25 protein-coding genes are annotated in these 25,793 nt (G+C 73.4%); 13 read left to right on the top strand and 12 right to left on the bottom strand.

From position 1 onward, the window contains the following. Positions 1 to 125: 125 nt before the first annotated feature. Positions 126 to 656 carry an RNA polymerase sigma factor gene (locus JK361_RS05285; RefSeq protein ID WP_236052495.1) on the bottom strand — a complete coding sequence of 177 codons (531 nt, stop codon included), beginning with the start codon at positions 654 to 656 and terminating at the stop codon, positions 126 to 128. A gap of 65 nt (positions 657 to 721) precedes the next feature. On the opposite strand from JK361_RS05285, the gene JK361_RS05280 reads away from it, so the two are divergent. From JK361_RS05280 to JK361_RS05260, 5 genes are all read left to right on the top strand, one after another. After that, a complete protein-coding gene (locus JK361_RS05280; protein ID WP_201814479.1) occupies positions 722 to 2,113 on the top strand; it encodes a serine/threonine-protein kinase in 1,392 nt (463 codons plus the stop codon). Between the two features lie 152 nt (positions 2,114 to 2,265). Beyond that, positions 2,266 to 2,970, top strand: coding sequence for a DUF4232 domain-containing protein (locus tag JK361_RS05275; protein WP_201814478.1), 705 nt, complete (start codon positions 2,266 to 2,268; stop codon positions 2,968 to 2,970). Positions 2,971 to 3,169: 199 nt separating this feature from the next. After that, positions 3,170 to 4,411: a polysaccharide deacetylase family protein gene (locus JK361_RS05270; RefSeq protein WP_201814477.1), complete on the top strand. Its 1,242-nt coding sequence runs from the start codon at positions 3,170 to 3,172 to the stop codon at positions 4,409 to 4,411. A gap of 63 nt (positions 4,412 to 4,474) precedes the next feature. Beyond that, positions 4,475 to 5,728: an SLC13 family permease gene (locus JK361_RS05265; protein ID WP_201814981.1), complete on the top strand. Its 1,254-nt coding sequence runs from the start codon at positions 4,475 to 4,477 to the stop codon at positions 5,726 to 5,728. A gap of 29 nt (positions 5,729 to 5,757) precedes the next feature. After that, positions 5,758 to 6,276, top strand: coding sequence for a universal stress protein (locus tag JK361_RS05260; RefSeq protein WP_201814476.1), 519 nt, complete (start codon positions 5,758 to 5,760; stop codon positions 6,274 to 6,276). A 207-nt stretch (positions 6,277 to 6,483) separates the two neighbouring features. Here the strand turns inward: JK361_RS05260 and JK361_RS05255 are convergent, their stop codons facing one another. Then, on the bottom strand, positions 6,484 to 8,511 hold the full coding sequence (locus JK361_RS05255; protein ID WP_201814475.1) for an RICIN domain-containing protein: 2,028 nt from the start codon (positions 8,509 to 8,511) through the stop codon (positions 6,484 to 6,486). Positions 8,512 to 9,056: 545 nt separating this feature from the next. Next, on the bottom strand, positions 9,057 to 10,025 hold the full coding sequence (locus JK361_RS05250) for an aldo/keto reductase (protein WP_201814474.1): 969 nt from the start codon (positions 10,023 to 10,025) through the stop codon (positions 9,057 to 9,059). A 143-nt stretch (positions 10,026 to 10,168) separates the two neighbouring features. On the opposite strand from JK361_RS05250, the gene JK361_RS05245 reads away from it, so the two are divergent. Then, positions 10,169 to 11,038: an endo alpha-1,4 polygalactosaminidase gene (locus tag JK361_RS05245; RefSeq protein WP_201814473.1), complete on the top strand. Its 870-nt coding sequence runs from the start codon at positions 10,169 to 10,171 to the stop codon at positions 11,036 to 11,038. A 100-nt stretch (positions 11,039 to 11,138) separates the two neighbouring features. Here the strand turns inward: JK361_RS05245 and JK361_RS05240 are convergent, their stop codons facing one another. Together JK361_RS05240 and JK361_RS05235 are read right to left on the bottom strand one after the other, a co-directional pair. Further along, complete coding sequence (locus tag JK361_RS05240; protein ID WP_201814472.1) at positions 11,139 to 11,339, bottom strand: ferredoxin; 201 nt, start codon at positions 11,337 to 11,339, stop codon at positions 11,139 to 11,141. Between the two features lie 12 nt (positions 11,340 to 11,351). Then, positions 11,352 to 12,581 (bottom strand): cytochrome P450, encoded by a 1,230-nt coding sequence (locus JK361_RS05235; RefSeq protein ID WP_201814471.1) that lies wholly within the window; start codon positions 12,579 to 12,581, stop codon positions 11,352 to 11,354. A 282-nt stretch (positions 12,582 to 12,863) separates the two neighbouring features. On the opposite strand from JK361_RS05235, the gene JK361_RS05230 reads away from it, so the two are divergent. Then, a complete protein-coding gene (locus JK361_RS05230) occupies positions 12,864 to 13,313 on the top strand; it encodes a nitroreductase family deazaflavin-dependent oxidoreductase (RefSeq protein WP_201814470.1) in 450 nt (149 codons plus the stop codon). A 261-nt stretch (positions 13,314 to 13,574) separates the two neighbouring features. Here JK361_RS05230 and JK361_RS05225 read toward each other — a convergent pair whose 3' ends face one another. Then, positions 13,575 to 14,630, bottom strand: coding sequence for a cation diffusion facilitator family transporter (locus tag JK361_RS05225; RefSeq protein WP_372448684.1), 1,056 nt, complete (start codon positions 14,628 to 14,630; stop codon positions 13,575 to 13,577). A gap of 151 nt (positions 14,631 to 14,781) precedes the next feature. On the opposite strand from JK361_RS05225, the gene JK361_RS05220 reads away from it, so the two are divergent. Together JK361_RS05220 and JK361_RS05215 are read left to right on the top strand one after the other, a co-directional pair. Continuing rightward, positions 14,782 to 15,798, top strand: coding sequence for a glutathione S-transferase family protein (locus tag JK361_RS05220; protein ID WP_201814468.1), 1,017 nt, complete (start codon positions 14,782 to 14,784; stop codon positions 15,796 to 15,798). 28 nt (positions 15,799 to 15,826) lie between these two features. After that, positions 15,827 to 16,129, top strand: coding sequence for a DUF4235 domain-containing protein (locus tag JK361_RS05215; RefSeq protein WP_201814467.1), 303 nt, complete (start codon positions 15,827 to 15,829; stop codon positions 16,127 to 16,129). Positions 16,130 to 16,337: 208 nt separating this feature from the next. Here the strand turns inward: JK361_RS05215 and JK361_RS05210 are convergent, their stop codons facing one another. The 4 genes from JK361_RS05210 to JK361_RS05195 form a co-directional block, all read right to left on the bottom strand. Then, positions 16,338 to 17,066: a dienelactone hydrolase family protein gene (locus JK361_RS05210; RefSeq protein ID WP_201814466.1), complete on the bottom strand. Its 729-nt coding sequence runs from the start codon at positions 17,064 to 17,066 to the stop codon at positions 16,338 to 16,340. 309 nt (positions 17,067 to 17,375) lie between these two features. Further along, positions 17,376 to 17,768 (bottom strand): VOC family protein, encoded by a 393-nt coding sequence (locus tag JK361_RS05205; protein ID WP_201814465.1) that lies wholly within the window; start codon positions 17,766 to 17,768, stop codon positions 17,376 to 17,378. A 53-nt stretch (positions 17,769 to 17,821) separates the two neighbouring features. Beyond that, complete coding sequence (locus JK361_RS05200; RefSeq protein WP_201814464.1) at positions 17,822 to 18,286, bottom strand: pyridoxamine 5'-phosphate oxidase family protein; 465 nt, start codon at positions 18,284 to 18,286, stop codon at positions 17,822 to 17,824. A 33-nt stretch (positions 18,287 to 18,319) separates the two neighbouring features. Then, on the bottom strand, positions 18,320 to 19,051 hold the full coding sequence (locus JK361_RS05195; RefSeq protein WP_201814463.1) for a TetR/AcrR family transcriptional regulator: 732 nt from the start codon (positions 19,049 to 19,051) through the stop codon (positions 18,320 to 18,322). Positions 19,052 to 19,178: 127 nt separating this feature from the next. Between JK361_RS05195 and JK361_RS05190 the strand changes: the two genes are divergently transcribed. From JK361_RS05190 to JK361_RS05175, 4 genes are all read left to right on the top strand, one after another. Then, on the top strand, positions 19,179 to 20,681 hold the full coding sequence (locus JK361_RS05190) for an APC family permease (protein WP_201814462.1): 1,503 nt from the start codon (positions 19,179 to 19,181) through the stop codon (positions 20,679 to 20,681). 18 nt (positions 20,682 to 20,699) lie between these two features. Then, on the top strand, positions 20,700 to 22,325 hold the full coding sequence (locus tag JK361_RS05185) for an amidohydrolase (protein WP_201814461.1): 1,626 nt from the start codon (positions 20,700 to 20,702) through the stop codon (positions 22,323 to 22,325). A 192-nt stretch (positions 22,326 to 22,517) separates the two neighbouring features. Beyond that, positions 22,518 to 22,898, top strand: a complete 381-nt coding sequence (locus tag JK361_RS05180) for an anti-sigma factor antagonist (protein WP_201814460.1) — start codon at positions 22,518 to 22,520, stop codon at positions 22,896 to 22,898. 122 nt (positions 22,899 to 23,020) lie between these two features. Beyond that, complete coding sequence (locus JK361_RS05175) at positions 23,021 to 23,677, top strand: DUF4230 domain-containing protein (RefSeq protein ID WP_201814459.1); 657 nt, start codon at positions 23,021 to 23,023, stop codon at positions 23,675 to 23,677. Here JK361_RS05175 and JK361_RS05170 read toward each other — a convergent pair whose 3' ends face one another. Both JK361_RS05170 and JK361_RS05165 read right to left on the bottom strand, forming a co-directional pair. Then, positions 23,678 to 25,441, bottom strand: a complete 1,764-nt coding sequence (locus JK361_RS05170) for a complex I subunit 5 family protein (RefSeq protein ID WP_201814458.1) — start codon at positions 25,439 to 25,441, stop codon at positions 23,678 to 23,680. It lies immediately after the preceding gene. Continuing rightward, the gene (locus JK361_RS05165; protein WP_201814980.1) at positions 25,441 to 25,788 is read right to left on the bottom strand and encodes a sodium:proton antiporter; all 348 of its coding nucleotides are present in this window, start codon (positions 25,786 to 25,788) and stop codon (positions 25,441 to 25,443) included. The genes JK361_RS05170 and JK361_RS05165 overlap by 1 nt, the downstream gene beginning before the upstream one ends. Positions 25,789 to 25,793: the final 5 nt, after the last annotated feature.

The raw sequence follows: 25,793 nt of genomic DNA, 5'->3' as shown, positions 1-25,793 counted from the left end.
GCGGAACGGACGGAGACGGCGGAACGCAACCGGGACGGCCGGGCCTCCGGAAGCCGTCAGCCGGAATCACTCCCGTCCGCGAGCCGCCGAAAGCCGTCAGCCGGAACCACACCCGTCCGCGGGCCTCAGGAAGCCGTCAGCCAGGGCCGTACCTGTTTGCGGGCCTCGTGCAGCCGGGACTTGAGCGTGCCGAGCGGGATGCCGGCGCGCTCGGCGGCCTCGGCGTAGTCCAGCTGGCAGATGTCCCGGTACACCAGCGGCGCCACCAGGTGCGGATGCTCCCGCTCCAGCCGGTCCAGGGCCTCCAGCAGATCCACCCGGGAGCCGGCGATGACGCTGGTGGTGCGCGGGTCGACGGCGTGCGCGGGCTCGATGGCGACGGGCTGCTCGGCGGCCCGCCGCTTCAGCTCGCGGTACTTCTGCCGGCAGCAGTTGGCGACGACGGTGTACAGCCAGGTACCGAAGCGGCTGCGGCCCTCGAAGCCGGAGATGTGCCGGGCCACCTGGAGCAGCACGTCCTGGGCCGCCTCCTCGGCGTCCTCCCGGCAGGGCAGGAAGCGCGCGCAGCGGCGCACCGTCTCGGGCCGGATCTCGGTCAGCAGCCGGTCCAGAGCCGCGCTGTCACCGGCCGCGGCACGCCGGGCGAGGTCTTCCATCGGCGCCTGCTCCTGCACGGAAGGGCCCCCCTCCAAGTCGATCTCAGGCCAGGCATGATAGTCGTATGCACCCCCTGGAGCGGATCGGCCGCCACCGCCTCGAACGGCCGCTGGGCAGCGGCGCCTTCGCCACGGTGTGGCTCGCCCACGACCCCGAGCTCCAGGCGCCGGTGGCGGTCAAGGTCCTCGCCGAGAACTGGGCGCACCGGCTCGACATCAGGGAGCGTTTCCTGTCCGAGGCGCGGCTGCTGCGCCGGGCCGGCTCCAGCCGCGTGGTGCAGGTCTACGACATCGGTGAACTCCCGGACGGCAGACCGTACTTCGTCATGGAGTACGCGGGCGGCGGCACCCTCGCCGATCTGCTGGCGGGCGGTCCGCTGCCGGTGCGGGACGCGCTCGCGCTGACGGCACAGGCCGCGCGCAGCGCCGCCGCGCTGCACGAGGCCGGCATCGTGCACCGCGACATCAAGCCGACCAACGTGCTGCTGCACACCGCCCCGGACGGCACCCGGCGGGTCCTGCTGGCCGACCTGGGCCTGGCCAAGAGCCTCGCGCAGGCCTCGGTGCTGACCCTGGCCGCGGGTTCGGCGGGCTACCAGCCCCCGGAGCAGGCCGAGCCCGGCGAGGGCATCGACGAGCGGGCGGACGTCTACAGCCTGGGCGCGGTCGGCTACGAGCTGCTCACCGGGACCGTGCCCGGGCCGCCCGGGAAGGTGGAGCCGCCCCGGCGGCTGCGGCCGGAACTCGGCGAGGACGTGGAGCGGGCGCTGCTGCGCGCGCTGGAACCGGACCGGACGCGGCGCTGGCCCGGCGCCCTGGCGTTCGCGCACGAGCTGGACCGGCTGGCCGCGGGGTCGTCGGTGCGGCCGGCGCGGCGGCTGGACGGGGTGCGCGGCCGGCTCGGCACGGTGACCCTCGCCCTCGCCGCGGTCCTCGCCGCCACCGCCGCCGCGGTCACGGTGACCGTGGTGCTGCACCGGGGCGGCACCGCGGACGGCGGGGTGCGGGTCGCGGACGCGAGCGGGCGGGTGAGCCTCGAGGTGCCGCCGGGCTGGGCCCGCGAACTGCGCGACTCCGGCTGGGATCCGCACGTGCTCGGGCTGGCCGCGGGACACGAGCCGGCACTCGTGGTGGCCGACGACCTGTCCCGCTGGTCCGACCTCGATGCGGCGGTGAGCGGGGTGTTCGCCGGGGTCGGTGCGCCCGGCGACGTCACGGCCCGGGTCAGGGCGCTCGCCCACGCCGGCTGCCGCTACACGGGCGCCCGCACGTTCACGGACGCCGACTGGCACGGACTCGTCCGATCCTGGAGCGGCTGCCCGGACGGCGGCTCGGTCACCGAGTCCGCGCTGGTACCGGCGGACGGCGCCGCGCGGCCACAGGTGTACGTGCAGATACGCCAGCGGGGTGACGGCGATGCCACCGACGGCGTACTCCGTTCGCTTCGGGTGTCCTGAAAGGGGCCTGCCGAGGGGCGGTCCGGGGAAAAGAACCCACGAGTCCCGAACTTTTCCGACGGTCCGCGCATCGGACGGTGGTGACGGCGCACCCGGCGCCGCAGGCACGCCTCCCGATCGTGTGCCGTGACTTCCCAGGAGTGTTGAGCGACATGGTGTACACCCCCCGGTCCGCGCGGCGCGGGACCCTGCTCGTGGGCACGGTCGCCGTGCTGGGCCTCCTGACCGCCTGCGGCAACGGCAAGGACGTCGGCGACCCGCCGGTCACGGCGTCCGGCACGGCCGCGCCCGCGCAGGACGGCAAGAGCGGCTCCGTGTCCGCCCCGGCCTCCGCGCCGGCCGGCACCCCGTCGGCCTCGGCTTCGGCCCCCAAGACAACCGGTTCCACGGGCGCCGGTACGACCCCGGGCACGACGCGCACGGCGACCACGGCGGGCGGTACCCGCTGCCACACCTCCGAGCTGGGCGCCTCCGTGGGCCGCAACGACCCGGGCGCCGGCCAGGAGAACTTCCCCGTGGTGCTCACCAACAAGTCCGGCCGCACCTGCACCCTGCGCGGCTATCCGGGCGCGGCCTTCGTGAACGGCTCCGGCGGCCAGCTCGGCGCCGACCCCCGGCGGGAGCCGGGCTCCCCGGTGAGCGTGACGCTCGGGCCCGGGCAGAGCGCCTGGTCCGGGCTGACCTTCTCCAACCCGGGGGTCAGCGGGGCGAAGCAGGCCACGCCGGCCGCACTGCTGGTCACCCCGCCCGACGAGCGGGACCCGCTGAGGGTGACCTGGGCGGGCGGCCCGGTACCGGTCTCCGGGAACGCCTCGTCCGTGCGGCTGACGGTGCTCGGCCCCGGCACCGGCCCCTGAGCCGGCGCTCCCCTCCGCGCGAACCCCGCCGCCCTCACCCCCGAGGCGGCGGGGTTCGTCATGACGGCGCCACAACTGTCACAGCACGGCAACAGGCGCCGCCGGCCGCGATCTTTCCCCGGCCTTCGGTCATCGAACCCGGTCGACCGTACGGCGAACGTGTCCCGCAAGGGGCTACGACGAGGGAATCGGGGAGAAGATGAGCGGGATCTCACGCAGGCGGGTGCTGACGGCGGGGGCGGCGGCGGGCGCCCTCGGGACACTGGCCGCCTGCTCCTCCGGCACCGGTCTGCGGACCGGCGCGGCGGACCCGGCGGACGGGAAGGGCACCACGCAGGCCCGGCCCGTGAAGCCGATCGGCGACGGCTCCACCGCCGACACCGGCGCCCAGCCGCACCAGCCGAAGGCGGACCGGCTGAAGGCGGGGCAGCAGCCACCGCAGTTCGTGGTGTTCTCCTGGGACGGCGCGGGCGAGCTGAGCAACAGGCTGTTCTCCCGGTTCCGCCGGGTGGCGGCCGACCACGGCGCGAAGATGACGTTCTTCCTGAGCGGCATCTACACCCTGCCCGAGTCCAAGAAGCACCTCTACCGGCCCCCGCAGCACCCCGTCGGCGCCTCCGACATCGGCTACCTCGCCGACCGGCACATCCACGCCACCCTCCAGCAGGTGCGCGCGGCCTGGCTGGAGGGCCACGAGATCGGCACCCACTTCAACGGGCACTTCTGCGGCGCGACCGGAGTGCGCAACTGGTCCCCGGCGGAGTGGCGCAGCGAGATAGAGCAGGCGGTGGGCTTCGTCACGCGCTGGAAGACCAACACCGGCTTCACCGACCTGGAACCGCTCCCCTTCGACTACCGCAAGGAGCTGACCGGCGGCCGTACCCCGTGCCTGGAGGGCCAGGCGGCCCTGCTGCCCACCGCCGCCGCGCTCGGCTGGAAGTACGACGCCAGCTCCCCCGGGGGTCTCCAGATCTGGCCGGGCAAGGTGCAGGGCGGCCGGATCTGGGACTTCCCGCTCCAGTCCATACCGTTCGCCGGGCACTCCTTCCAAGTGCTCTCGATGGACTACAACCTGATGTACAACCAGTCGGGCGGCAGCCCGCTCGGCGACCGCACGCGGTACGACGTCTGGCGCACCCAGGCCCGCGACACCTACCTGGCCGGTTTCCGGCGGGCCTACGAGAGCAACCGCGCCCCCTTCTTCGTCGGCAACCACTTCGAACGCTGGAACGGCGGCATCTACATGGACGCCGTCGAGGAGGCCATCGAGAAGATGGCCGCGTACGACGACGTGCGCTTCGTGTCCTTCAAGCAGCTCGTGGCCTGGCTGGAGGCGCAGGACCCGGCGGTGCTGCGCACCTTGCGCACCCTGTCGCCCGGGCAGTCGCCGGCGGGCGGCTGGGCGGAGTTCCTGGGCGCGGCGGGCAGCAGGTCGTCGTAGTCCGTTCCCGGTCGTCTGTTTTCATGAGCGGGCCCTGTGTGATCACTTCCGGAAGGACCCACCCTGAACACCCCGCTCGCCGAGGCCCTGTCCGCCGTCCTGCTGGCCGCCGTGCTGGCCTGGGCCGTCGTACGGCCCTTCGGATGGCCGGAGGCGGCCATGGCCGTACCCGCCGCCGGAATCGCGGTCGCCACCGGGGCGATCTCGCTCGACCACGCCCGGGCCGAGGCGGAACGGCTCGGGCCGGTGGTCGGGTTCCTGGCGGCGGTGCTGGTGCTCGCCCACTTCTGCGACGTGGAGGGGCTGTTCCAGGCCTGCGGGGCGTGGACGGCCCGGTGGGCGGCGGGCCGTCCCGTGCCGCTGCTGACGGCGGTGTTCGCGCTGGCGTCGGCCATCACCGCCGTGCTCAGCCTGGACGCGACGATCGTGCTGCTCACGCCGGTGGTCTTCGCCACGGCCGCACGCACCGGCGTACGGCCCAAGCCGCATGTCTACGCCTGCACTCATCTGTCGAACACGGCGTCGCTGCTGCTGCCGGTGTCCAACCTGACGAACCTGCTGGCGTTCTCGGCGAGCGGGCTGAGCTTCACCCGGTTCGCGGCGCTGATGGCGCTGCCGTGGCTGGCCGCGATCGGCGCCGAGTACCTGGTGTTCCGGTGGTTCTTCGCCCGGGACCTCGCGGCGGCGGCCCCCGCGGACCGGGGCACCGGCGAGGCACCGCGGCTGCCGCTGTTCGCGGTGGCGACCGTGGGCTGCACGCTGGCGGGGTTCGTGGTGGCGTCGGCGTTCGGCGTCGAACCGGCCTGGGTGGCGGCGGCGGGTGCGCTGGCGCTGGCCGGGCGGGCGGTGGTGCGGCGGAAGGCGAGCCCGCTGACGGTCGTACGGGCGGCGGCCCCCGCCTTCCTGGCGTTCGTCCTGGCGCTGGGCGTCGTGGTGCGCGCGGTGGTCGACAACGGGCTCTCCGACGTCCTCGGGCATGTGGTGCCGGCCGGCACCGGGCTGCCCGCGCTGCTCGGGATCGCCGCGCTGGCCGCACTGCTGGCCAATCTGATCAACAATCTGCCCGCGGTGCTGGTCCTGCTGCCGCTGGTGGCGCCCACCGGGCCGGGGGCGGTGCTCGCGGTGCTGCTCGGCGTGAACATCGGCCCGAACCTCACCTACGCCGGGTCGCTGGCCACCCTGCTGTGGCGGCGGATCGTGCACCAGCACGAGCACGACGTGGACCTCGGGGAGTTCACCCGGCTCGGTCTGCTCGCCGTGCCCTCCTCCCTCGCCGTCGCCGTGGTGGCACTGTGGGGTTCGCTGCGGATTCTCTAGGAGTGCGCGGGAGCGGAGGGAGGCCGAGGATGCGGGTGATCGCCTGGCTGGTGGAGGGCACCTGGCCGGCCTGCGTGGACGCCGTGCGCGCCCATGCGCCGGACGACGCCGAGGTGGTGCTGCTCCACGTGAGCGGACCCGATGTGCCCGCGGTGGCGCACGGGGCCTTCGCCGGACTGCTCGGGCGCGATCACCCGAGGGGGCACCGCCCGGCCGAGGGCTGGGGCAGGGATCCCGGTGACCGGCTGGAAGCGCTCGGCGGCACGTCGGCGGCGGCTCTGCTCGACGCGGCGGCCGAGCGGCTGGGCCGGCCGTGCGCGCGCGAGGAGCGGTCGGGGCGGGTCGAACGGGAGGTGGTGGCCGCCGCCGAGGGGGCGGGGCTGCTGGTGCTGGCCCGGGACGGGGACCGGTCCCGGCTGGGGCCGAAGAGCCTCGGACCGGCCGTACGGTTCGCCGTCGACCACGCGCCCTGCCCGGTGCTGCTGGTGTGGCCGGAACCGGCCCCGGACCTGACGACGATGCCGCCCCCACCACCGCACCGCCCCTGATCCGCGGTTGGCGACACCCGCCGCCGCACCGCCCCGGCCCTGGACATGACGACGCCGCGACCGTCACATCCCCGGCCCGGGGACACCGACGCCCGCCCTCGCCACCCCACTGGGCCGGCGACGACGCCTGCCACCGCACCCCGACTCGAGGACGACGCCCCTTCCTCCGCCGCCAGCTGCCGGTTCAGCGGCAGTGGTGGTGCCGCTTCAGTGGCGGTGGCGGTGTCGGCCGCCGCCCCAGCCGCAGTACTCCGGGTGCTCCGTGCACGGGTCGGCGGTGACGGTCGGCGAGGGTGCGGGGGCGGTCGGCGTAGGCGCCGCACTGGCCTTCGGCGGCGCGGACGGTGCGGGGGCGGTCGGCTCGGAGGCGGTGCCACCGGGTGCGCCGCCGGCCGGCACCGGGGTGCTGTCGCTGTCCCAGTTGACGTTCTCCATGCGCAGGTCCGCGTGTGCGGCGTCGACGGACCAGCGCTGGGCGGTGCCCGCGGCGCGGGTCTTGAGCACGAGGGCGCCGGAGCCGTCGGTGGCGGCCGGGGTGAGGGCCAGCTCCTGATTCCAGCGGGGCACCAGGGCGCCCTGGAGCGTGAAGTCGTAGTGGATGTCGCGGGCGGCCCTGCCGGTGGCCGCGCAGGGGGCGAGCCGGACCGAGTAGCCGAGGTGGGAGTCCAGGCACAGGTCGGGTGCGGCGGCGCTGCGCAGCAGTCCGTCGGTCTCGTACGTCCACTGCTGGGTCGCGTCGGCGGAGCAGGCGGTGAGTTCCGTCTCGGCGCCCTGGACGGCCTTCTCGCCGACGACGTCGACGCACAGGCCGGAGGCGGTGTTGTTCAGCCGGCCGCGCAGGGCGCCCTGCGTCTCGGTGGGCGCGCCGGCCCAGGAACCGCCCGGTGAGGCCGCGTCCTTGCCCGGCGTCCGGGAGGGCCGGCCGGCGGCGCCGGAAGCGGGGGTTCCGTCGGAGCCGAGCACCGACCACAGCACCAGGGGCAGCACGACCAGACCGCCGACGGTGCCGATGGCCAGGGCGAGGTTGCGACGCCGGGCCCGACGGGCGGCGCGCTGGGCGGAACGGCGGGTGGCGGGTTCCGCGCGTTGCTCGGGGTGGCGGGAGGCGGACTCGGCGCGCTGGGGGGAACGGCGGGAGGCGGACTCGGCACGCTGGGCCGATCGGCAGGAGGCGGACTCGGCGCGCTGAAGCGAACGGCGGGAGGCGGGGGCGGGTTCGATGCCCTCGGCGGCATCCGAGGACGCGCCCGCCCGGCGGCGGCCGGGCCCCCCGCCGCCGGCCGGCCGGGGGGCGGCCCCGCCGTGCGGCGCGGCGGATGCGACGGGCGCGAAGGCCTCCCCGGCCGGAGGCGCACCGGCATCCCCGCCCCGGGGCGCGGCGGCGTTCCGGTCGGCGGGCGCGCCGGGGCCGGCCGGGGCGGGTGCGGCGGACTCCTCGGCGCGGTCCGCCCGGGACTCCAGATAGCCGAGGGCGCCCCAGCCGAGGACCGCCTCGGCGAGCGCGAGCCCCAGGCCGTCGTTGAAACGGGCGAGTTGCTCGGCGGTCCGGCCGCAGTGGGAGCAGCCGGCCAGGTGCTCGCGCAGATCCGGGTCGATCTCGGTGCCGCCGCGCCGGAAGGTCACGTCGAGCATGCGCAGATAGCGCCGGCACTCGTTCTCGGGGGCGAACTCGCGATGGGCCTGGAGGCATTCCTCGCGCAGCCGTTCACGGGCCCGGCGAAGCTCGACGCGGGCGTCCTCCTCGTCCAGGCCGAGCAGCGCGGCGGGCACGGCCAGGGGCTCGGCCTCGACCTCGGCGTGCCACAGCACGGCGCGGGACATCTCGGGCACCCGCTGGAAGGCACGGGACAACAGCCGCCGGCCGGGCGGGGGCAGCAACCGGGCCGCGGCGCGCTCACCGGCGCCGGTGCCGGTGCGCAGGGCGGGGTGCAGGTGCTCTCGTCGGCCGTCCCCGTCCCACTCGGCGGCGATCTGCCGGACGGCGACCAGCAGTTGGGGCCGCCAGGCGGCGCTCGGGCCGTTCTGCCGGAGGGACGCGCCGAAGAGCCGGGTGAAGGCGGCGGTGGTGAGCATGCCGGCGGCACGCGGTCCGTCGGTGCACAGACGGGCGTACGCCAAGGCCGCCGCCCAGTGCCGGTCGAGGAGTTCACCGACCGGATGCAGAGCGGGTGACGCGCCCGTCCACTTCTTCAGTTCAGCACTCAGCTGTTCGTCCGACGGACCTTCCTCGGTCACGGCCGTATTCCTCCAGACGCACTTACGGAATTAGTCCATACCAGCCGGTATGGGAAGTCGTGAGGCAGCTCGGACGTGCACCTGAGAAGGCTCTTTTGAAGCGTGGGGGGTGTACGGGAGCGGCCCGGCACTTACAGCGGGAATGTACGTGCCTGCGCGCCGACAGCGCACACTTTCGCACAGCCGAACACGTCCGAACAAGAGATCGTGCGGTTCTCACTAATTCTCGCAGCGGTTTCTCTATTGACGTTTCGTCAAGGGCGAACTATTGACGTTTCGTCAATGCCCTTATTGACGATTGGTCAAGGCAACCAATTCTTCCTTTACCGCCCTCCGCCCGCCCGGCAGGCACCGGGCGGACCCCGTACCGCGCCGGAGGACGCGGCTGAAGCTGAGGGGGAGGCCTGGAGAAGCCGGAGGCCGCCGGAGCACGGGCCCCGGCGGCGAGGAGGGCGGACTCGTCGCCGTCCCCGGCCTGTTCGGGCGGAACGGCATCGCGCGGCCGTGAGGCGCGCGGTTCGCGCCGCACGGTCCCCGCCGAGCGGTCAGTGGCCGCTGACGGCGCGCGGGGTGTAGGGCTGCCGGAGTTCCTCGATCTCCTTGTCGCTCAGCTCCAGTTCGACGGCGGCCACCGCGTCCTCGATGTGGCGCGGCTTGGCGGCGCCGACGATGGGCGCGGCCACCGTGTCCTGGTGCAGCAGCCAGGCGAGGGCCACCTGGGCGCGCGGCACACCCCGTTCGGCGGCGATGCGGGTGACGGCCTCGACGATCTCGCGGTCGCTCTCCAGATACAGCCGGCTGCCGAAGTCGTCGCTCTCGCTGCGCCCGGTGACCGTGCCCCAGTCGCGGGTGAGCCGGCCGCGGGCGAGCGGGCTCCACGGCAGCACGCCGACGCCCTGGTCCGCGCACAGGGGCAGCATCTCGCGCTCCTCCTCGCGGTAGAGCAGGTTGTAGTGGTTCTGCATGGAGACGAACTTCGTCCAGCCGTGCCGCTCGGCGGTGTACTGGGCCTTGGAGAACTCCCAGGCGTACATCGAACTCGCCCCGATATAACGGACCTTGCCCGCCTTGACCAGGTCGTGCAGCGCCTCCATCGTCTCCTCGACGGGCGTGGCGTGGTCGTAGCGGTGGATCTGGTAGAGGTCCACGTAGTCGGTGCCGAGGCGGCGCAGGCTGTGGTCGATCTCGGTCATGATCGCCTTACGGGACAGACCGGCACCGTTGGGGCCCGGCCGCATCCGTTCGTTCACCTTGGTGGCGAGCACGATCTCGTCGCGCGTCGCGAAGTCGCGCAGGGCCTTTCCGACGATCTCCTCGCTGGTGCCGTCGGAGTAGACGTTCGCGGTGTCGAAGAAGTTGATGCCCGCCTCCAGCGCCTGCCGGATCAGCGGGCGGGACGCCTCCTCGTCCAGGGTCCATTCGTGCGTGCCGCGATCCGGCAGTCCGTAGGTCATGCAGCCCAGACAGATCCGCGAGACGTCCAGGCCCGTCGAACCGAGCTTCACGTACTGCATCGTTGCTGCTCCTGCCTTCAGGACGATGGTCGTGACCGAGCCTATGACGCGGCCCCGGGGGAGCCGACTTGACGACGGGAACGTCCGGGCGATTTGATCCCGACTCGTGCCTCGCCGCCCGGCGTGGGCAGGATGGAGCGGACTTGCCCCCCACGGGTGTTCTTCGCGCCTCGGGGTCGCGCACGGCCCTGGGCGCCTGGTCGGCGGCCCTGGTCGTCGCGGTGACGGCGCTGGCCGGCTGCGCCTCCGGCGACCGCGACGGCAACGGCCACGGCGACAAGGGCGCTTCCCCGAAGCCCGCCGCCGTCCGGCTGCCCCCTCGGGGTGCCGGCTTCGACTACCAGATCGGCGGCGCCTATCCCCCGCCCGCGGGCGTGCGGATCGTCAGCCGCGACCGGTCCGACTCCCCCGCGCCCGGTCTGTACAACATCTGTTACGTCAACGCGTTCCAGGCTCAGCCCGCCGAGCGCTCCTCCTGGCCGGCCGGCCTGCTGCTGCGCGACGGGCGCGGCAGGGTCGTCATCGACGAGGACTGGAATGAGCCGCTGCTGGACCTCCGCACCCCCGCCAAGCGGGAACGGGTGGCACGGCGGGTGAACGGGTGGATCGACGACTGCGCGGACAAGGGCTTCGACGCCGTAGAGCCCGACAACTACGACAGCTACACCCGCTCCCACCGGCTGCTCGGCGCGGCCGACGCGACCGCGTTCATGACGCTGCTCTCCCGGCACGCACACGCCCGGCACCTGGCCGTCGGGCAGAAGAACACCGCGGAACTGGCCCGGTGGCGCGAGCGGGCCGGGCTGGACTTCGCCGTGGCGGAGGAGTGCGGGCAGTACGACGAGTGCGAGGTGTACGCGAAGGCGTTCGACGACCGGGTGGTGGACATCGAGTACACCGACCACGGCCCGCACGCGGCCCGCGCCCGCTGGGGCGACCGGCTGAGCATCGTCCGCCGGGACCGCGACGTGTCCAGGCCGGGCAGCGCGGCGTACGTCCGCAAGGTGCGATAGACGGCGTACATCCGCGAGGTGCGTCAGACCGATGCCGCCGCCGGCTGACCGTACGGCGAGACGGCGGTACGACGGTGGTCGCCGCCGTACCGCCGGGCCGTCAGCCGGCGCTGTCCCGCACGGTGATCGCGCTCACCGGGCAGGAGCGGGCCGCCTGCCGGACCATCGGGTCCTCCGCGCCGTCGCCGCTGCCGGGAAGCAGCTCGCTGTACCCGTCGTCGTCCTGGGTGAAGACGTTCGGCGCGGCCAGCGCGCACTGTCCGGCGCCGATGCAGACGTCCTTGTCGATGTCGATGTGCATGGGCAGAGCCTCTTACCAGGTCACGGGGAGTTCCAGCATCCCCTGGATCGTGTCGCCGGGTTTGCCGGGAATGTCCTCCGGTGGGACGGCCGGCCGTAGCCCGGGCAGCCGTGTGAAGAGCGTGCCGAGGGCGATCTCCAGTTCCGCGCGGGCCAGGTTCTGGCCCAGGCACTGATGGATGCCGAAGCCGAACGCCACGTGGTGGCGGTCTGGGCGGTGGAAGTCGATGCCGTCGGGGTCGTCGTACACGGAGGTGTCCCGGTTGATCACCGACGTCGCGAAGAGGACGCCGTCGCCGGCCCGGATCGTGCTGCCGGCGATCTCGATGTCCGCCAGCGCCACCCGCTGAAGTCCCTCGGCGATGGACAGCATCCGCAGCAGTTCCTCGACGACGGCGGGCAGCACCGCGGGGTCGGCGCGCAGCTCGGCGAGCCGGTCGGGGTGCTGGAAGAGGGTGTAGGCGCCCAGGGAGATCATGTTGGCGGTGGTCTCGTGCCCGGCGACCAGCAGGATGAGGGCGAGCGACACCAGGTCGGCCCGCTCCAGGTCGCCGTCGCGGAGCCGGTGGTGGACGAGGTCGTCGAGGATGCCGTCGCCGGGGCCGGCCTCCTTGGACTTGGCCTCGATCAGCCCGTCGAGGTACTCCTCCAGCCGGTCGCGGGCCTCGCGGGTGTCGTCGGCGGTCGGTCCGCGCAGCAGCCGGCGGGAGTGTTCCTCGAAGAACTCGTGGTCGGCGTAGGGCACACCGAGCAGGCCGCAGATCACCATCGACGGTACGGGCAGCGCGAAGGCGGAGACCAGGTCGACGGGCGGCCCCTGCTCGGTCATCGCGTCCAGCAGTCCGTCCACGATCCGCTGGATCCAGGGGCGCAGCGCGGCCGCGCGTTTCACGGTGAACGACGGGATCAGCATGCGCCGCTGCCGGTGGTGTTCGGGGTCGTCCATCCCCAGCAGGGCGATCCTGCGGTCGCGGCCGGCCTCGAAGCGGGGGGTGGGCACGGGGAAGCCGGGGCGGCGGCGGTCGGTGGACAGACGGGGGTCGGTGAGCAGGGCGCGGGCGGTGGCCTGCGCGGTGACGAGCCAGACCTCGCGGCCGTCGTAGAGGGTGACGCGGGACAGGGGTCGTCCGTCGCGCAGCGGCGCGTAGCCGGTGGGCGGGTGGTACGGGCAGGTGCGGTCCTGGGGGAAGGCGACGGGTTCGGGAAGGGCAGCCGGGCCGGTGATGTCCGTCAGTTCCGTCATGGGAAGACCTCGCAGACGAAGGAATTGCGTCGTACCGATCTTCATTAGATGCCCCAGGCATCTATGGGTCGACCTCAAGTTCGGCCACTTCGGTGACCCTCGTGATCTGACCGAAGCACCACGGGTCCGAGGGGCGGGAACCGGCCGCCGTCCCGCTCTTCCCGGCGGCCTCCGGGGTCGTCGGGTGCGTCGGCGGGCGCGGCACGAGGTAGGGATGCATCGAGCGATCACCGGTATCGACGGTGGCGGACATACGTTGGACCGACGAAGGGACGGCAGACGATGCCTCTTGAAGGCGAGTACGAGCCCAGCCCGACGCAGTGGGTGCGCGACCAGGTCGAGCTGTACGAGAGCTCCGGCGGGACGAAGGGGACGACGCTGCTCGACACCGGGCTGCCGGTGATCGTGCTGACGACCCTGGGCGTGAAGAGCGGAAAGATCCGCAAGACGCCGTTGATGCGGGTGGAGCACGACGGCCGGTACGCGGCGGTGGCCTCCGTCGGCGGTGCGCCCAGGCATCCGGTCTGGTACTTCAACGTCAAGTCCCATCCGCACGTCGAACTCCAGGACGGCCCCGAGAAGCGGGACATGCGGGCCCGTGAGGTGACCGGGGCGGAGAAGGCCGAGTGGTGGGAGCGGGCGGTGGCCGCGTATCCGCCGTACGCCGAGTATCAGGAGAAGACGTCCCGGCAGATCCCGGTCTTCGTGCTGGAGCCCGTCAGCGGCAGCTGATCCGCCGGAGCCCGTTCGGCGCCGGCTGATCCGCCGGAGCCGGTCACCGCGTCGACTGATCCGCCGGAGCCGGGCCACCGAGAGCTGATCGGGCGGGGCGGGAACCGCGTCGGCGAGAGCCGGTCCGAGGCGATCGGGTGGGGCGGGAGCCGGTCCGACGAGTGCCTGTCCGGCGGAGCCGATTCCGGCCGGAGAGCGGTCCGTTTCAGAAAAATCTGTTTCGGGGACGTGTGAACCGGTTCCCGGGCGGGCACTCGTGCGTCAGGCCCCGCCGCGCTCCCCCGTCGCGGCGGGGCTTTCTTGCGCCTCGCCCGCGGGCCGGTCGGTGACGTCGAGGAAGATCTGGTCGGTGTCGGGGAACATCCGGGCCATGGACCGCTTGATGCGTACGGAGATTTCCTCGACCTGTTCGCTGTCCAGGCCCGGCGCCAGGTCGATGCGCGCGGCGACCAGGGTGGATTCGAGGCCCATCTTCATGGTGAACAGCGCCTCGACGCTGTCGATCTCCGGCTGCGCCCGCAGCAGCGCGCGGATCCTGCCGCTCTGCTCCGGGTCGGCGGCCTCGCCGATCAGCTGGTCCCGGGCGTCGCGGCCGAGCCGGTAGGCGACGTAGACCAGGAGCACGCCGATCGCCAGCGAGGCGGACGCCTCCCACGCGACCTGTCCGGTCACCATGTGCAGGGCCATGCCGACCAGGGCGAGGGTCACGCCGAGCACCGCGGTGGCGTCCTCGGCGACCACGGTGCGCAGGGCCGGATCGCGCAGCGCGCCCAGGCCGCCGCCCTGCCGGCGCACCTGGTGCAGCGCACGCAGCAGCGAGGCGCCCTCGGCCAGCAGGGCCACGCCCAGCACGATCAGGCCCGCCACGTAGCCGCTGAACTTCTCCTCGGCGCCGCCGCGCAGGGCCTCGAAGCCCTGGAAGAAGGAGAAGCAGCCGCCCATGACGAAGATGCCCACGGCGGCGAGCAGGGACCAGAAGAAGCGCTCCTTGCCGTAGCCGAACGGGTGCCGGGTGTCGGCCGGGCGGCGGCTGCGGCGCAGGGCGGCCAGCAGGAAGACCTCGTTGAGGCTGTCGGCGACCGAGTGCGCGGCCTCGGACAGCAGCGCCGGCGAGCCGGCGAGGACGCCACCGGCCGCCTTGGCCACGGCGATCACCAGATTGGCGACGAGCGCGACCAGGACGGTCACCTTGGTGTGCCGGTCGGTCTTGGAGCCGGCCCGGCGGTCGCTGCCGTCGGGGCGTGCCGGTGGCTCTCCGTCGCCCCTGGCGGGTGCCGGTGGCCCTTCCCGCCCCGGCGTGTGTTCCGGTCGCTTCACACTGTTCTCGGCCGTGCGTGCGGCCGTCTCCCGTTCCGAGGATGTCCCGCTCACCTTTCGCCGACTGCCCCCGACCGGTCGGCTCACACCGTGCGGGCCGCGTGAAACGGGGAACGCGTTGGCCAGGAGGACCGGGCGGCGAGGAGGAGACATGGGTGAGGACGGCAACAGTGCGTACGGACACCGGACGTTCAGCAGGTCCAGGAGCCACTTCGGCGACCGGATCACCGCCGACGGGCGGGACGGCTGGCCGGTGGAAGCGGGCCGCTACCGGCTGGTGATCTCCCGTGCCTGTCCGTGGGCGAGCCGGGCGGCGGTCTCGCGCCGGCTGCTGGGGCTGGAGGACGCGCTGTCGCTGGCGGTCGCCGATCCGGTCCAGGACGACCGCAGCTGGCGGTTCACCCTGGACCCGGACGGCCGGGACCCGGTGCTCGGCATCCGGTTCCTGAGCGAGGCTTACGACAAGCGGGAGACCGGCTACCCGGGCGGGGTGAGCGTGCCCGCGGTGGTGGACGTCCCCAGCGGACGGCTGGTCACCAACGACTACCAGCGCATCACTCTGGACCTGGCCACCGAGTGGACGGCCCTGCACCGGGAGGGTGCGCCGGACCTGTACCCGGCCGGCCGGCGCGACGAGATCGACCAGGTGATGGCCGAGGTGTACGAGGACGTGAACAACGGCGTGTACCGGGCCGGGTTCGCCACCCACCAGAAGGAGTACGAGGAGGCGTGCGCCGGGGTGTTCCGGCGGCTGGAACTGCTCGGTGAGCGGCTGTCCGGGCAGCGGTATCTGGTCGGCGACACCCTCACGGAAGCGGACATCCGGCTGTTCACGACCCTGGTCCGGTTCGACGCCGTCTACCACGGGCACTTCAAGTGCAACCGCTGGAAGCTGGCGGAGCACCCGGTGCTCCAGGCGTACGCCCGGGACCTGTTCCAGACGCCGGGCTTCGGCGACACGGTCGACTTCGACCACATCAAGCGGCACTACTACCAGGTGCACAGCGGCATCAATCCCACCGGCATCGTGCCGCTCGGCCCGGATCTCGCCGGCTGGCTGGGCCCGCACCACCGGGAGGAGCTGGGCGGCCGGCCGTTCGGTGAGGGCACACCGCCGGGACCGGTGCCGCCGGGCGAACGAGTGGCCCCACAGGGAAGGCCCGCATGAGGGTCGCCTGACGAGGAAGTAGTCACACATGGCCAAGAACAAGAAGAAGAAGCTCCCTCTCGCCTACAAGCCGGTCGGATTCGCACTCAGCTGGGCAGGCGGCGCGCTGGCCGGGATGGCCTTCCGGCAGGCGTGGAAGGCGATCCGGCACGAGGACGACGCGCCCGACGCCCTGGACCCGGACCGCGGGTGGGGCGAGATCCTGCTGGCCGCGGCGGTCCAGGGTGCGATCTTCGCGGTGGTGCGCAGTGCCGTGGACCGCACCGGCGCGAAGGCCATCGCCCGGTCGACGGGCGTGTGGCCGGCGACCGACAAGGGCGGCCGGGACTGAGAACCGGTCCTCGGCGGGCCGGGCAGCAGGCCGGTCCGCCGCCCACGCCGGCCGGGAAGGCGGGAGGCGATGCCACGGCGGATCGTCACAGTGCGTGTGCACCCCTACCGGACCAGGCGGCATGGCGTGGTGGACGTCCGGTGCCTACGGGCAGCCGGCGGCCGCTCGCGCCCCGGTGGGGACGGCGGTTCTCCACCGGCTCTCCGGCTCACGCCGGCACGGGCAGGCACTCGGCGAGCAGGGCGACGATGTCGTGCCAGGCCCGCTGAGCGTGCCGCGGGTGGTAGCCGACGCCGGGGACCACGTCCTGGTCGACGGGCGGGTGGTGGAAGGCGTGCCGGGCTCCGCCGTAGACCACCAGGCGCCAGTCGACGCCCGCGGCCTGCATCTCGGCGGTGAACGCGTCCCGTTGCGCGGGCGGCATGATCGGGTCCTCCGACCCGACCCCGGCCCACACCGGGCAGCGAATGCGCGCCGCCTCGCCCGGTCGGCCCGTGGTGGTCGCGTTGACCGTTGCGATCGCCCGCAGGTCGACGCCGTCGCGCCCGAGTTCCAGCACGATCGCACCCCCGGTGCCGTAGCCGACGGCGGCGATCCGCTCCGGGTCGGTCCGCGGTTGCGCACGCAGCACATCGAGTGCCGCATGGCCGATACCCCGCATCCGGTCGGGGTCGGCGAGCAGCGGAGTCGTGCGCGCCAGCATCTCCTGCGGGTCGGTGAACCAGCGCCCTCCGTGGATGTCGAAGGCCAGCGCCACGTATCCCAGTTCGGCGAGTGCGTCGGCCCGGCCGCGCTGGAAGTCGTTCAGGCCCACCCCCTCGGGTCCGATCAGGACCGCGGGCCGGCGGCCGGCACCCGCGGGGAGCGCGAGGTGCCCGATCATCGTCAGGCCGTCGGCGGGGTATTCGACCGTGCGCGTGGTGAACGTCGTCCTCATGAGACCGGACGGTAGGTGATGACCGGGCCCTGCCAAGCCGTTCTCTCCCGTCGGCAGAACGGCGGGCGCGGGGCCCGGGGTGGGCGCCGCGGAGGGCTCTGGTTCCGGCGGAGCACATCGGCACCGACGAGCGCTCCGCACCGGTGGCGGCTCGGGGAACCGCGGGAGTACCCCCGAACGCTGCGCGGCCGCCCGGCGGAGCCCGCACCGAGCCGCCTGGCGCCCCGGCGCCGCTCGGCCCTGTTGCCCCGGCGGCGGCCCTCTTGCCCCCGGCGGTTGCCCCGGCGGCCCTGTTCCGCCGGGCGGCCGTCAGCCCTGTTTCGGTGCCGTCGGGGGCAGCAGTCGCAGGGTGAAGGAGTGTCCGGCGGGGTCGGCGTAGCCGCGCTCCTCGTACGGGCCCGCCGCGTCCCTCGTCTCGGTCGGCCGGCCTCCGAGCCCCACCACCCGCCGCTCGGCCTCGTCCAGGTCCTCGACCAGGAAGTCGAGGTGAACCTGGAGGGAGTTCTCCGGGCGTGGCCAGCTGGGCGGGGTCGCGTTGACGTCACGGCGGAAGGCCAGCCGGACGCCGTCGGCACCCCGGACCTCCACCAGATTGGCGGACGCGGCGGTCCGCTCGCCCTCCAGCAACTCCCGATAGAACTCGGCGAGTTTCTCGGGCTCGGCGCAATCCAGCACGACCACGCCCGCTTTCACCAGTGCCATGGATCCTCCCCGGGATGTGTCCTCTCCCCAGCGGATATCCCGGGCCGCCGGAATCAGTCGGCGACCAGCCACTCCCCCTCGCGCATCAGATCCCGCCCGCGCAGCTCGTTCTCCTCGCGCCAGGCCTGGATCCGCTGCGGGACGACCGTGAAGTACAGGTACGGGGTGGCCAGTCGGCGCGGGTCGAAGCCGGTCTTGCCCGCGAAGACCTCGGCGTCCTCCTCGGGCAGGTCCTCGGGGGTCACCGCCCGGACGACGCCGTCGACCAGGACGACGTCCCGCGTGGGGCCGATGCCCAGCCGGGCCCTGCCGGTGGCCACGAGGTTGCGGCCGGTGGGGCTCTGCGCCGGAGTGGCGAACAGCAGCGCGGTGCCGTCCCACACGAACGACAGCGGCACGAGGTACGGGGCCGCGCCGTCGGGGCCGGCGGTGGCGACCCACGCGTCGACGTCGTTCTCCAGTCGGTGGAGGGTGTCCTTCTTGCGCTGCTCGGCGGAGCGGGCGGGGGGCGGGGTCATGGCGTACGGCCTCCTGTGTCTGATCGTTTCCGATCAGTGTGGCCGGGGATGGCCGGTTCCCGCACGGAGTTCCGCCAGGCGTGTCCGCGCGGCGGTGAGGAACAGATCCAGGGCGGCCGGGTAGGAGCTGGTGCGCATGGTGGTGACCAGGTGCCGGGCGGTGGCCGCGATGTGCGGGTGGCTGTCGGCGGCCAGCCGGCCGTACGTGGTCCGCCACACCTCCGCCTCGGCCTCTCGGGCGGCCCGCGGCAGGGCGGTGCCCGCGGAGTCCAGGGCGCCGAAGGCGAGGGCCTGGTCGACGAACGCGTGGTAGATCCGCACCGCCTCCTGTCCCGGGAACCCGGCCCGGCGCAGCACGCCGAGGATGCTCTCCACGGCCTGGATCTCGTGCGCGCGGCCGGTGACGCGGTGGGCGCTCAGCACCGCGGCCCGGGGGTGCGCGAGGGCACCGGCGTGCATGCGCAGCCCGAGATCGCGCAGGTCGGCGATCCAGTCGCCGGTGGGCCGCCAGGACCGCAGGGTACGGCCGATCAGCTCGTCGGCGATGGCGAGCATCAGGTCGTCGGTGTGCCGGAAGTACCGGTACAGCGAGCTGGGGTCGGCGCCCAGGGCCCGGCCGAGCCGGCGCACGGAGAGGGCGTCGGCGCCGTGCTCCTCGATCAGCCGCAGCGCGGTGTCGACGATCAGCTCGGCGGACAGGACGACGCCCTGTCTGGTGGGGCGTCTGCGCTGCCGGGCGGCGGGCGGGACGACGCGGTCGCTCATGGAGGCCTCCCTGGGACGTGCCCCGGCACCTTATGACAACACCGTTGACCTGTTAAGTGCCCCGGCAGTTTCATGTCCGCTCACCGGGGCCGACCGAGGCCCCCGCGGTGCGAGCGGAGAGTCGGCCATGAACGACGGAACCATCGGAGGGGACGACCCCGCGCGTCCCGGACTGCGCAGATCCCTGGGCGTGCTGGACGGCGTCGCCGTCGCCGCCTCCAGCACGGCGGCGACCACCAGCATCGGCATCGGGCTCGGCGTCACCGCGGGGGTGGTCGGCCCGCATCTGCCCGCGATCATGCTGCTGGCGTTCCTGCCGGTGCTGGGCATAGCCGGGGCCTACTGCCGGCTCAACCGGGTGGAGCCGAACGCGGGCAACGGCTACGTGTGGGTGGGCCGCTCGCTCAGCCCCTGGCTGGGTTTCACGGTCGGCTGGGTGAACATCGTGGCGAGCGTGGCGTTCCTCGCCTACACCACGGCGGTCACCGGTTCGACCCTGCTGCAACTGGCGGGGCGGGCCGGTCTGCACCGGATCGGCTCGCTCGGCCTCGACCCGGACTCGACCGCGCAGACGACGGCGCTGGGCGTCGTGGTGCTGGCCGCGGTGACCGTGACCGCCGTGACCGGGGTGCGTACCGCGGCCCGGTTCCAGGCCTGGCTGCTGGTCTTCGAGTACGTCGTCCTGCTCGGCTTCTGCGGCTACGGCATCGTCACCGGTTCCCACGCCTTCAGCCTGTCCTGGTTCGACCCGTTCGCCATCCCGTCGGCCACCGCGCTGGCACAGGGCCTGCTGCTGTCCGTGTTCTGCTACTGGGGTTTCGAGGCCGCGTTCACCGTCACCGAGGAGGTGCGCGATCCGCGGGACGCCTCGCGGGCCGGGCTGATCACGCTGGTGACGACGCTCGGGCTGTTCCTGCTCGGCTCGGTCGCCTTCCAGCGGGTGCTGTCCGCACCGGAGCTGGCCGGGCACGGCGCGCAGGGACTCGCCTACTACGGCGACCGGCTGGCCGACCAGCCGCTGGCCGCGCTGCCGCTGGTGGCGCTGATGTTCTCGGCGGTGGCCTCGCTTCAGGCCGGGGTGATCCCGACGGCCCGCGGGGCGTTCGCGATGAGCCGGGACCGTACGCTCGGTCCGGTGTGGGCCCGGCTCAGCGCACGGTACGGAACCCCGGCGGCCGGGACGCTGCTGATCGGGGCGCTGGCCACGGGGGTCGCGGTACTCGCCCTGGTGATCCCCCGCCTCGCCGACATGATCATGGCGACGGTGAACGCGGTCGGGATCGTCGTCGCCCTGTCCTACGCGCTCACCGCGCTGGCGGCGGCCGCACGTTTCCGCTCGCTGCTGCGCACGGACCGGCGGCAGGCGCTGCGGGCGGTGGTGCTGCCCGCGCTCGCCGCCCTGGCCCTGCTGGGCCTCGGCGGCTACCTCGGCTGGTCCTTCTACACCTCGGCCGACCACTTCGAGATCAGCGCGGACAACGGCTGGTTCCTGCTGCTCATGCCGGTTGCGATGATCGTGTCCGGTCTGGTGGTGGCCGGCTGGGCGAAATGGGTGCGCAAGTCGCCGTACTTCCGCACCGGCGCGGGCACCGACGCCGGCTCGCCGAAGCTCCTCACCCCCACCAACTGACCTACCAGGAAAGGCATCATGCACGCTGACCTGCTCTTCACCGGCGGCCCCGTCCTCACCCCCGAGGGCCGCACCGCCACCGCCGTGGCCGTCACCGGCGACCGGATCACCGCAGTGGGGGACGCGGAACTGCGCGAACTCGCCGGGCCGCGCACGGAGGTGGTGGACCTGGCCGGGCGGCTGCTGCTGCCCGGGTTCCAGGACGCGCACGTCCATCCGGTGCCGGCCGGGCTCGAACTGTCCCAGTGCGATCTGACCGGGGCGACGACGGCCGAGGAGACCGTGGCCGCCGTCCGCGCCTACGCCGACGCCCACCCCGAGCGGGACTGGATCCTCGGCGGCGGCTGGTCGATGGAGGCGTTCGCGGGCGGTACGCCCTCGAAGGAACTGCTGGACGCGGTCGTCCCGGACCGGCCGGTGTATCTGCCCAACCGGGACCATCACGGAGCCTGGGTCAACAGCCGGGCGCTGGAGCTGGCCGGGATCGACCGGCGGACCCCCGATCCGGCCGACGGCCGGATCGAGCGGGACGCCTCCGGGGAGCCGAGCGGCACCCTCCAGGAGGGCGCGATGCAGCTGGTCGGCCGGCTCACCCCGCCCGCCGGCCCCGCCGACCGGCTGGCCGCGCTGCTGCACGCCCAGCGGCATCTGCACGCGCTCGGCATCACCGCCTGGCAGGACGCCCTGGTCGGTGACTTCCTCGGCATGGACGACCCGGCCCAGGCGTATCTCACCGCGGCCGCCGAGGGTTCGCTGACCGCACGGGTGGTGGGTGCCCTGTGGTGGGACCGGGAGCGCGGGGCCGAGCAGATCCCCGAACTCGTGGCGAGGCGCGAGGCGCTGAGCCGGGGCCGGTTCCGGGCGGGCACGGTGAAGCTGATGCTGGACGGTGTGGCCGAGAACCACACGGCGGCGTTGCTCGACCCGTATCTGGACCGGTGCGGGTGCGCCACGGCCAACCGGGGCAAGAGCTTCATCGACCCTGAGCAACTGCCGCGGTTCGTGACCGAGTTGGATGCGCTCGGCTTCCAGTGCCACTTCCACGCGCTGGGCGACCGGGCCGTGCGGGACGCGCTGGACGCGGTCGAGGCGGCCCGGGCGGCCAACGGGCCGAGCGACACCCGGCCGCACCTGGCGCATCTCCAGGTCGTGCACCCCGACGACGTGCCCCGGTTCGCCCGGCTCGGCGCCACTGCGAACATCCAGCCGCTGTGGGCCGCGCACGAGCCGCAGATGGACGAGCTGACGATCCCGTTCCTCGGGCCCGAGCGGGCGGCCCGGCAGTATCCGTTCGGGTCGCTGCTGCGCTCGGGGGCGCGGCTCGCGGCGGGCAGCGACTGGCCGGTGAGCAGCCCCGATCCGCTCCAGGGGATCCATGTCGCGGTCAACCGGGTGGAGCCGGGCGGTACCCGGCCGGTGTTCCTGCCCGGCGAGCGGCTCGGCCTCACCGACGCGCTGACCGCGTACACGGCCGGGTCGGCGTACGTGAACCACCTCGACGACAGCGGCCGGGTGGCCGTCGGCGCGCTCGCGGACCTGGTGGTCCTGGACCGCGACCCGTTCGCCGGGCCGCCGGAGGCGATCGCCGGGACGAGCGTCGCGCTCACCTATGTGGGCGGCGCGTGCGTGTACGCCGCCGGGTGATCCCGCCTGGCCGGCCAGGGGGCTCCGTCCCCCTGGCCGCCCGGTCGCGTCCACCCGGCGCGCGGCACGCGCCGACGACACGCGGCGAAACTCGAAGACATATGTCAATCGAACATGCTCAAATTCCTTCCATCGAGGGTAACTTGACGATCGGAAACCGACGTCGGGGTGCGGGTGGGAGGTGGGGCCGAGGTGCGACACGAACCCGTACCTCTCACCCGGCAGCTGGGCACGTACACGTACCGCGGGCACACGGTGCTGGAGTTCCGGGGCGAGATCGACATCGTCGCTGCGACGGAGATCGGCCCGTTGCTCGACCGGGTCACCGGCCGGGCCGGCACCCGGGTCGTGATCGACCTGCGACCGGTGGAGTTCTTCGACTGCTCGGGGCTGCGGCTGCTCTACCGGGCGCGCGTCCGGGTGCTGGAGCACGGCGGGCAGCTGCACCTCGTGTGCACGCAACCGCTGACCCTGCGGGTCTTCCGGGTCACCGGCCTGGCCCGGCTGCTGCCGCCGCAGCCGACCCTGGACGCGGCCCTGGCCCGCTCCGAGGCCGCGTCCGGCTCACTGTGAGGGCCGGGCCACCGGCCGGACCGGGGCGACGACTGCCTACGTCATAGGTGCGATTCGGTCGACGCACCGGCCTGTCACGGCCCTTGGCGGGAATCCGGTGGGCAGGAAGGAGGACCGTCGCGATGACGACTTCCCTGAGGCACCCGCCGGGCTGGGCCAAGGCCGTGGCGGCGCTCGTACTGGTGATGGCCGTGCTGTTCGCCGGGATCCGGCTGGCCGTACTGCCGGGCATCAAGGACCTGTTCGGCACCGAGACCCACGACCGCTCCGGACCGGCTCTCCTCAAGTCCGTCCAGGACATGAGCCGTTACGACGCCGCCTCGGGCAACTTCCAGGTCGTCGTGGACCTGGACAAGGACGCGAAGTTCCTGCCCGACGCCATCCGCGGGACCCGCACCCTGTACGTCGGCGCGGGCACCGTCGACGCCTACGTCGACCTCGGACAGGTCGGCGAGAAGGACGTGACGGTCGACGACGACCGCACGACCGCCACCCTCCGCCTGCCGCACGCACGGCTCGGCAGGCCGGCCCTGGACCCCGACCACTCCTACGCCGTGTCCAAGGAACGCGGGCTGCTGGACCGGCTCGGAGACCTGTTCTCGGACAACCCGAACAGCGAGCAGGCCGTGCAGAAGCTCGCCGTCCGGCACATCGGGGACGCGGCGCGGAGCAGCGGGCTGACCACCCGGGCGGAGAGCAACACCACCAGCATGCTCCAGGGCCTGCTCCGCTCCCTCGGCTTCCGGGAGGTGCATGTCTCCTACGGCACCGCGGGCTGATCAGGAGCCCAGCACTCCCGGCAGGGCCAGCGCCCCCAGCACGGTCGCGCCCATCAGCAGCCAGGCCACGTAGTCGCCCACGTGCCCGGACTGGAGGCGCCTGAGGGGCGCGGCCCAGCCGGGAGCCGCCGTCCACCCCGGCCGGGTGACCGCGAGGCCGGCGAGCGCCACGGCCAGCACCGAGGAGGCCACGCCCAGCAGCACGCCGGTCAGGGTCCAGTGGACGAAGACGTGGGCGCCGCCCGAGCCGGCCTCGTTGACGGAGCGGGCCACCACGGCGCCGAATCCGGGGGCCACCCCGGCGGCGAAGGCGGCGGCGAGCAGCACGGCGGGCACGGTCGTCATGGTGTCCGGGATCCGGCTCAGCAGGCCGGAGGTCTCGGGCTCCTCGTCGGAGCCGCTGGTCTCGTACTCCGCGTCCTCGGGGCGCGGCCCGAGGCCCAGGAACACCCGGGCGGTGACCCGCAGGACCGCGCCGGCGGTGATCGCGGAGGCGGCCACGAACACCAGCGTGAGCGGACCGCCGACCGCCTCCTCGGTGACGGACTTTCCGAGTGCCGTGCCGAACGGCGGCAGACCGGCCAGGCCGAGGGCGCCCACGGCGAACATCACTCCGGTGGCCCGCAGTCGGCGGGCCTGGCCGTGCAGCGCGTGCTCGTCGACGCTGCCGAACCGGTCCAGCAGGACGCCCGCGCAGGCGAACAGCGCGGCCTTCACCCCGGCGTGCCCGAGGATGTACAGGGCGACGCCGTCGTCGCCCTCGGGGGTGAGGATGCCGAGCCCGACGAGGAACAGGCCGGTGTGGGCGACGGTGGAGTAGGCGAGGAGCCGTTTGATGTGCCGCTGGTACCAGCACATGACGGCGCCGATGGCGGCGGTGAGGGTGCCGAGCGTCACCAGGGCCCGGGTCAGGTCGGCGGCGGGGATGCCGCCGGGGCCGGCGAAGACGGTGCCGTACACCCGCCAGACGCCGTACGCGCCGAGTTCGACCATGACACCGGACAGGAGCATGCACACCGGGGTGGGCGCGACGGCGTGCGCGTCCGGGAGCCAGAAGTGGAAGGGGACGGCCGCGGCCTTGACCAGCAGTCCGGTGAGCACCAGCACGAAGGAGGCGAGGACCAGCGCGTCCGGGCCGCCGTGCCCGGTGGCGTCGAGCCCGCGCCCGATCTTCGTCATGGCCAGCTCGCCGGTGCGGGCGTACAGCAGGGCGATGCCCATCAGCATGGCGTACGCGCCGAGGGAGTTGACGACCCCGAAGGTCAGGGCGCCCTGGACGGCCTTCGCCTCGTCGATGCGGTAGCCGGTCAGGGCGTACGCCACCACGCTCATCAGCTCGAAGAACACGAACGCGTTGAACAGGTCGCCGGCGATGGCGAATCCGCACATGGCGCCCTGGAAGACCAGCATCAGCGCGGTGAACGCGCCGCTGTGGCCGCCCAGGGGTTCGTCGAAGTAGCGCCAGGCGTAGGCGAGGGCCGCCAGGGTCAGCAGCGAGACCGCCGTGGCCATGCCGAGTGCCGGACCGTCGCCGACGACGAGGATGCCGACGCTCTCGCCGCCGACGGGCAGCCAGCCGCCGATCCACTCGACCATGGGCGGCTCGGAGTTCAGCAGCAGCACGACGGCCAGCGCGGCCGTGCCGCCGGAGACCACGAAGCCGGTGATCTCGGCGGCGATCCGGGGCAGGACGCGGCCCGTGGCCACCAGCAGGGCGGCGCCGAGCAGCGGGACCGCGACGAGCAACGGGATCAGGTGGTGCATCAGCCGCGCAGCTCCCGCAGTTCGTCGGGGTCGACCGTGCCGTGCCGTTTGGCGATCTGGAGGACGAGGGCGAGCAGCAGCGCGGTGACGGTGGCGCCGACGACGATGTCCGTGAGGGTGAGGGCCTGCACGACCGGGTCGACGACCGGCCGGGAGCCTGGCGCGATGTCGGAGAAGACGGGCGCGGTGGCGCCGTCGCGGTAGCCGACCGCCAGCAGCAGGACGTAGGTGGCGGACTGGCAGACGGCGAGACAGCCGACGGCGTGGATGAGGTTCCGGCTGGTGGCGAGGCCGTAGCAGCCGGTCACGAAGACGTAGGCGGCGACCAGGTAGGGCAGGATGTGCATCACGG

The organism is Streptomyces musisoli (assembly GCF_016741855.1).
Lineage (GTDB): Bacteria > Actinomycetota > Actinomycetes > Streptomycetales > Streptomycetaceae > Streptomyces > Streptomyces musisoli.
Note: the sequence above shows the minus strand (reverse complement) of the source record. Positions and strands in the feature narration are given on the sequence as shown.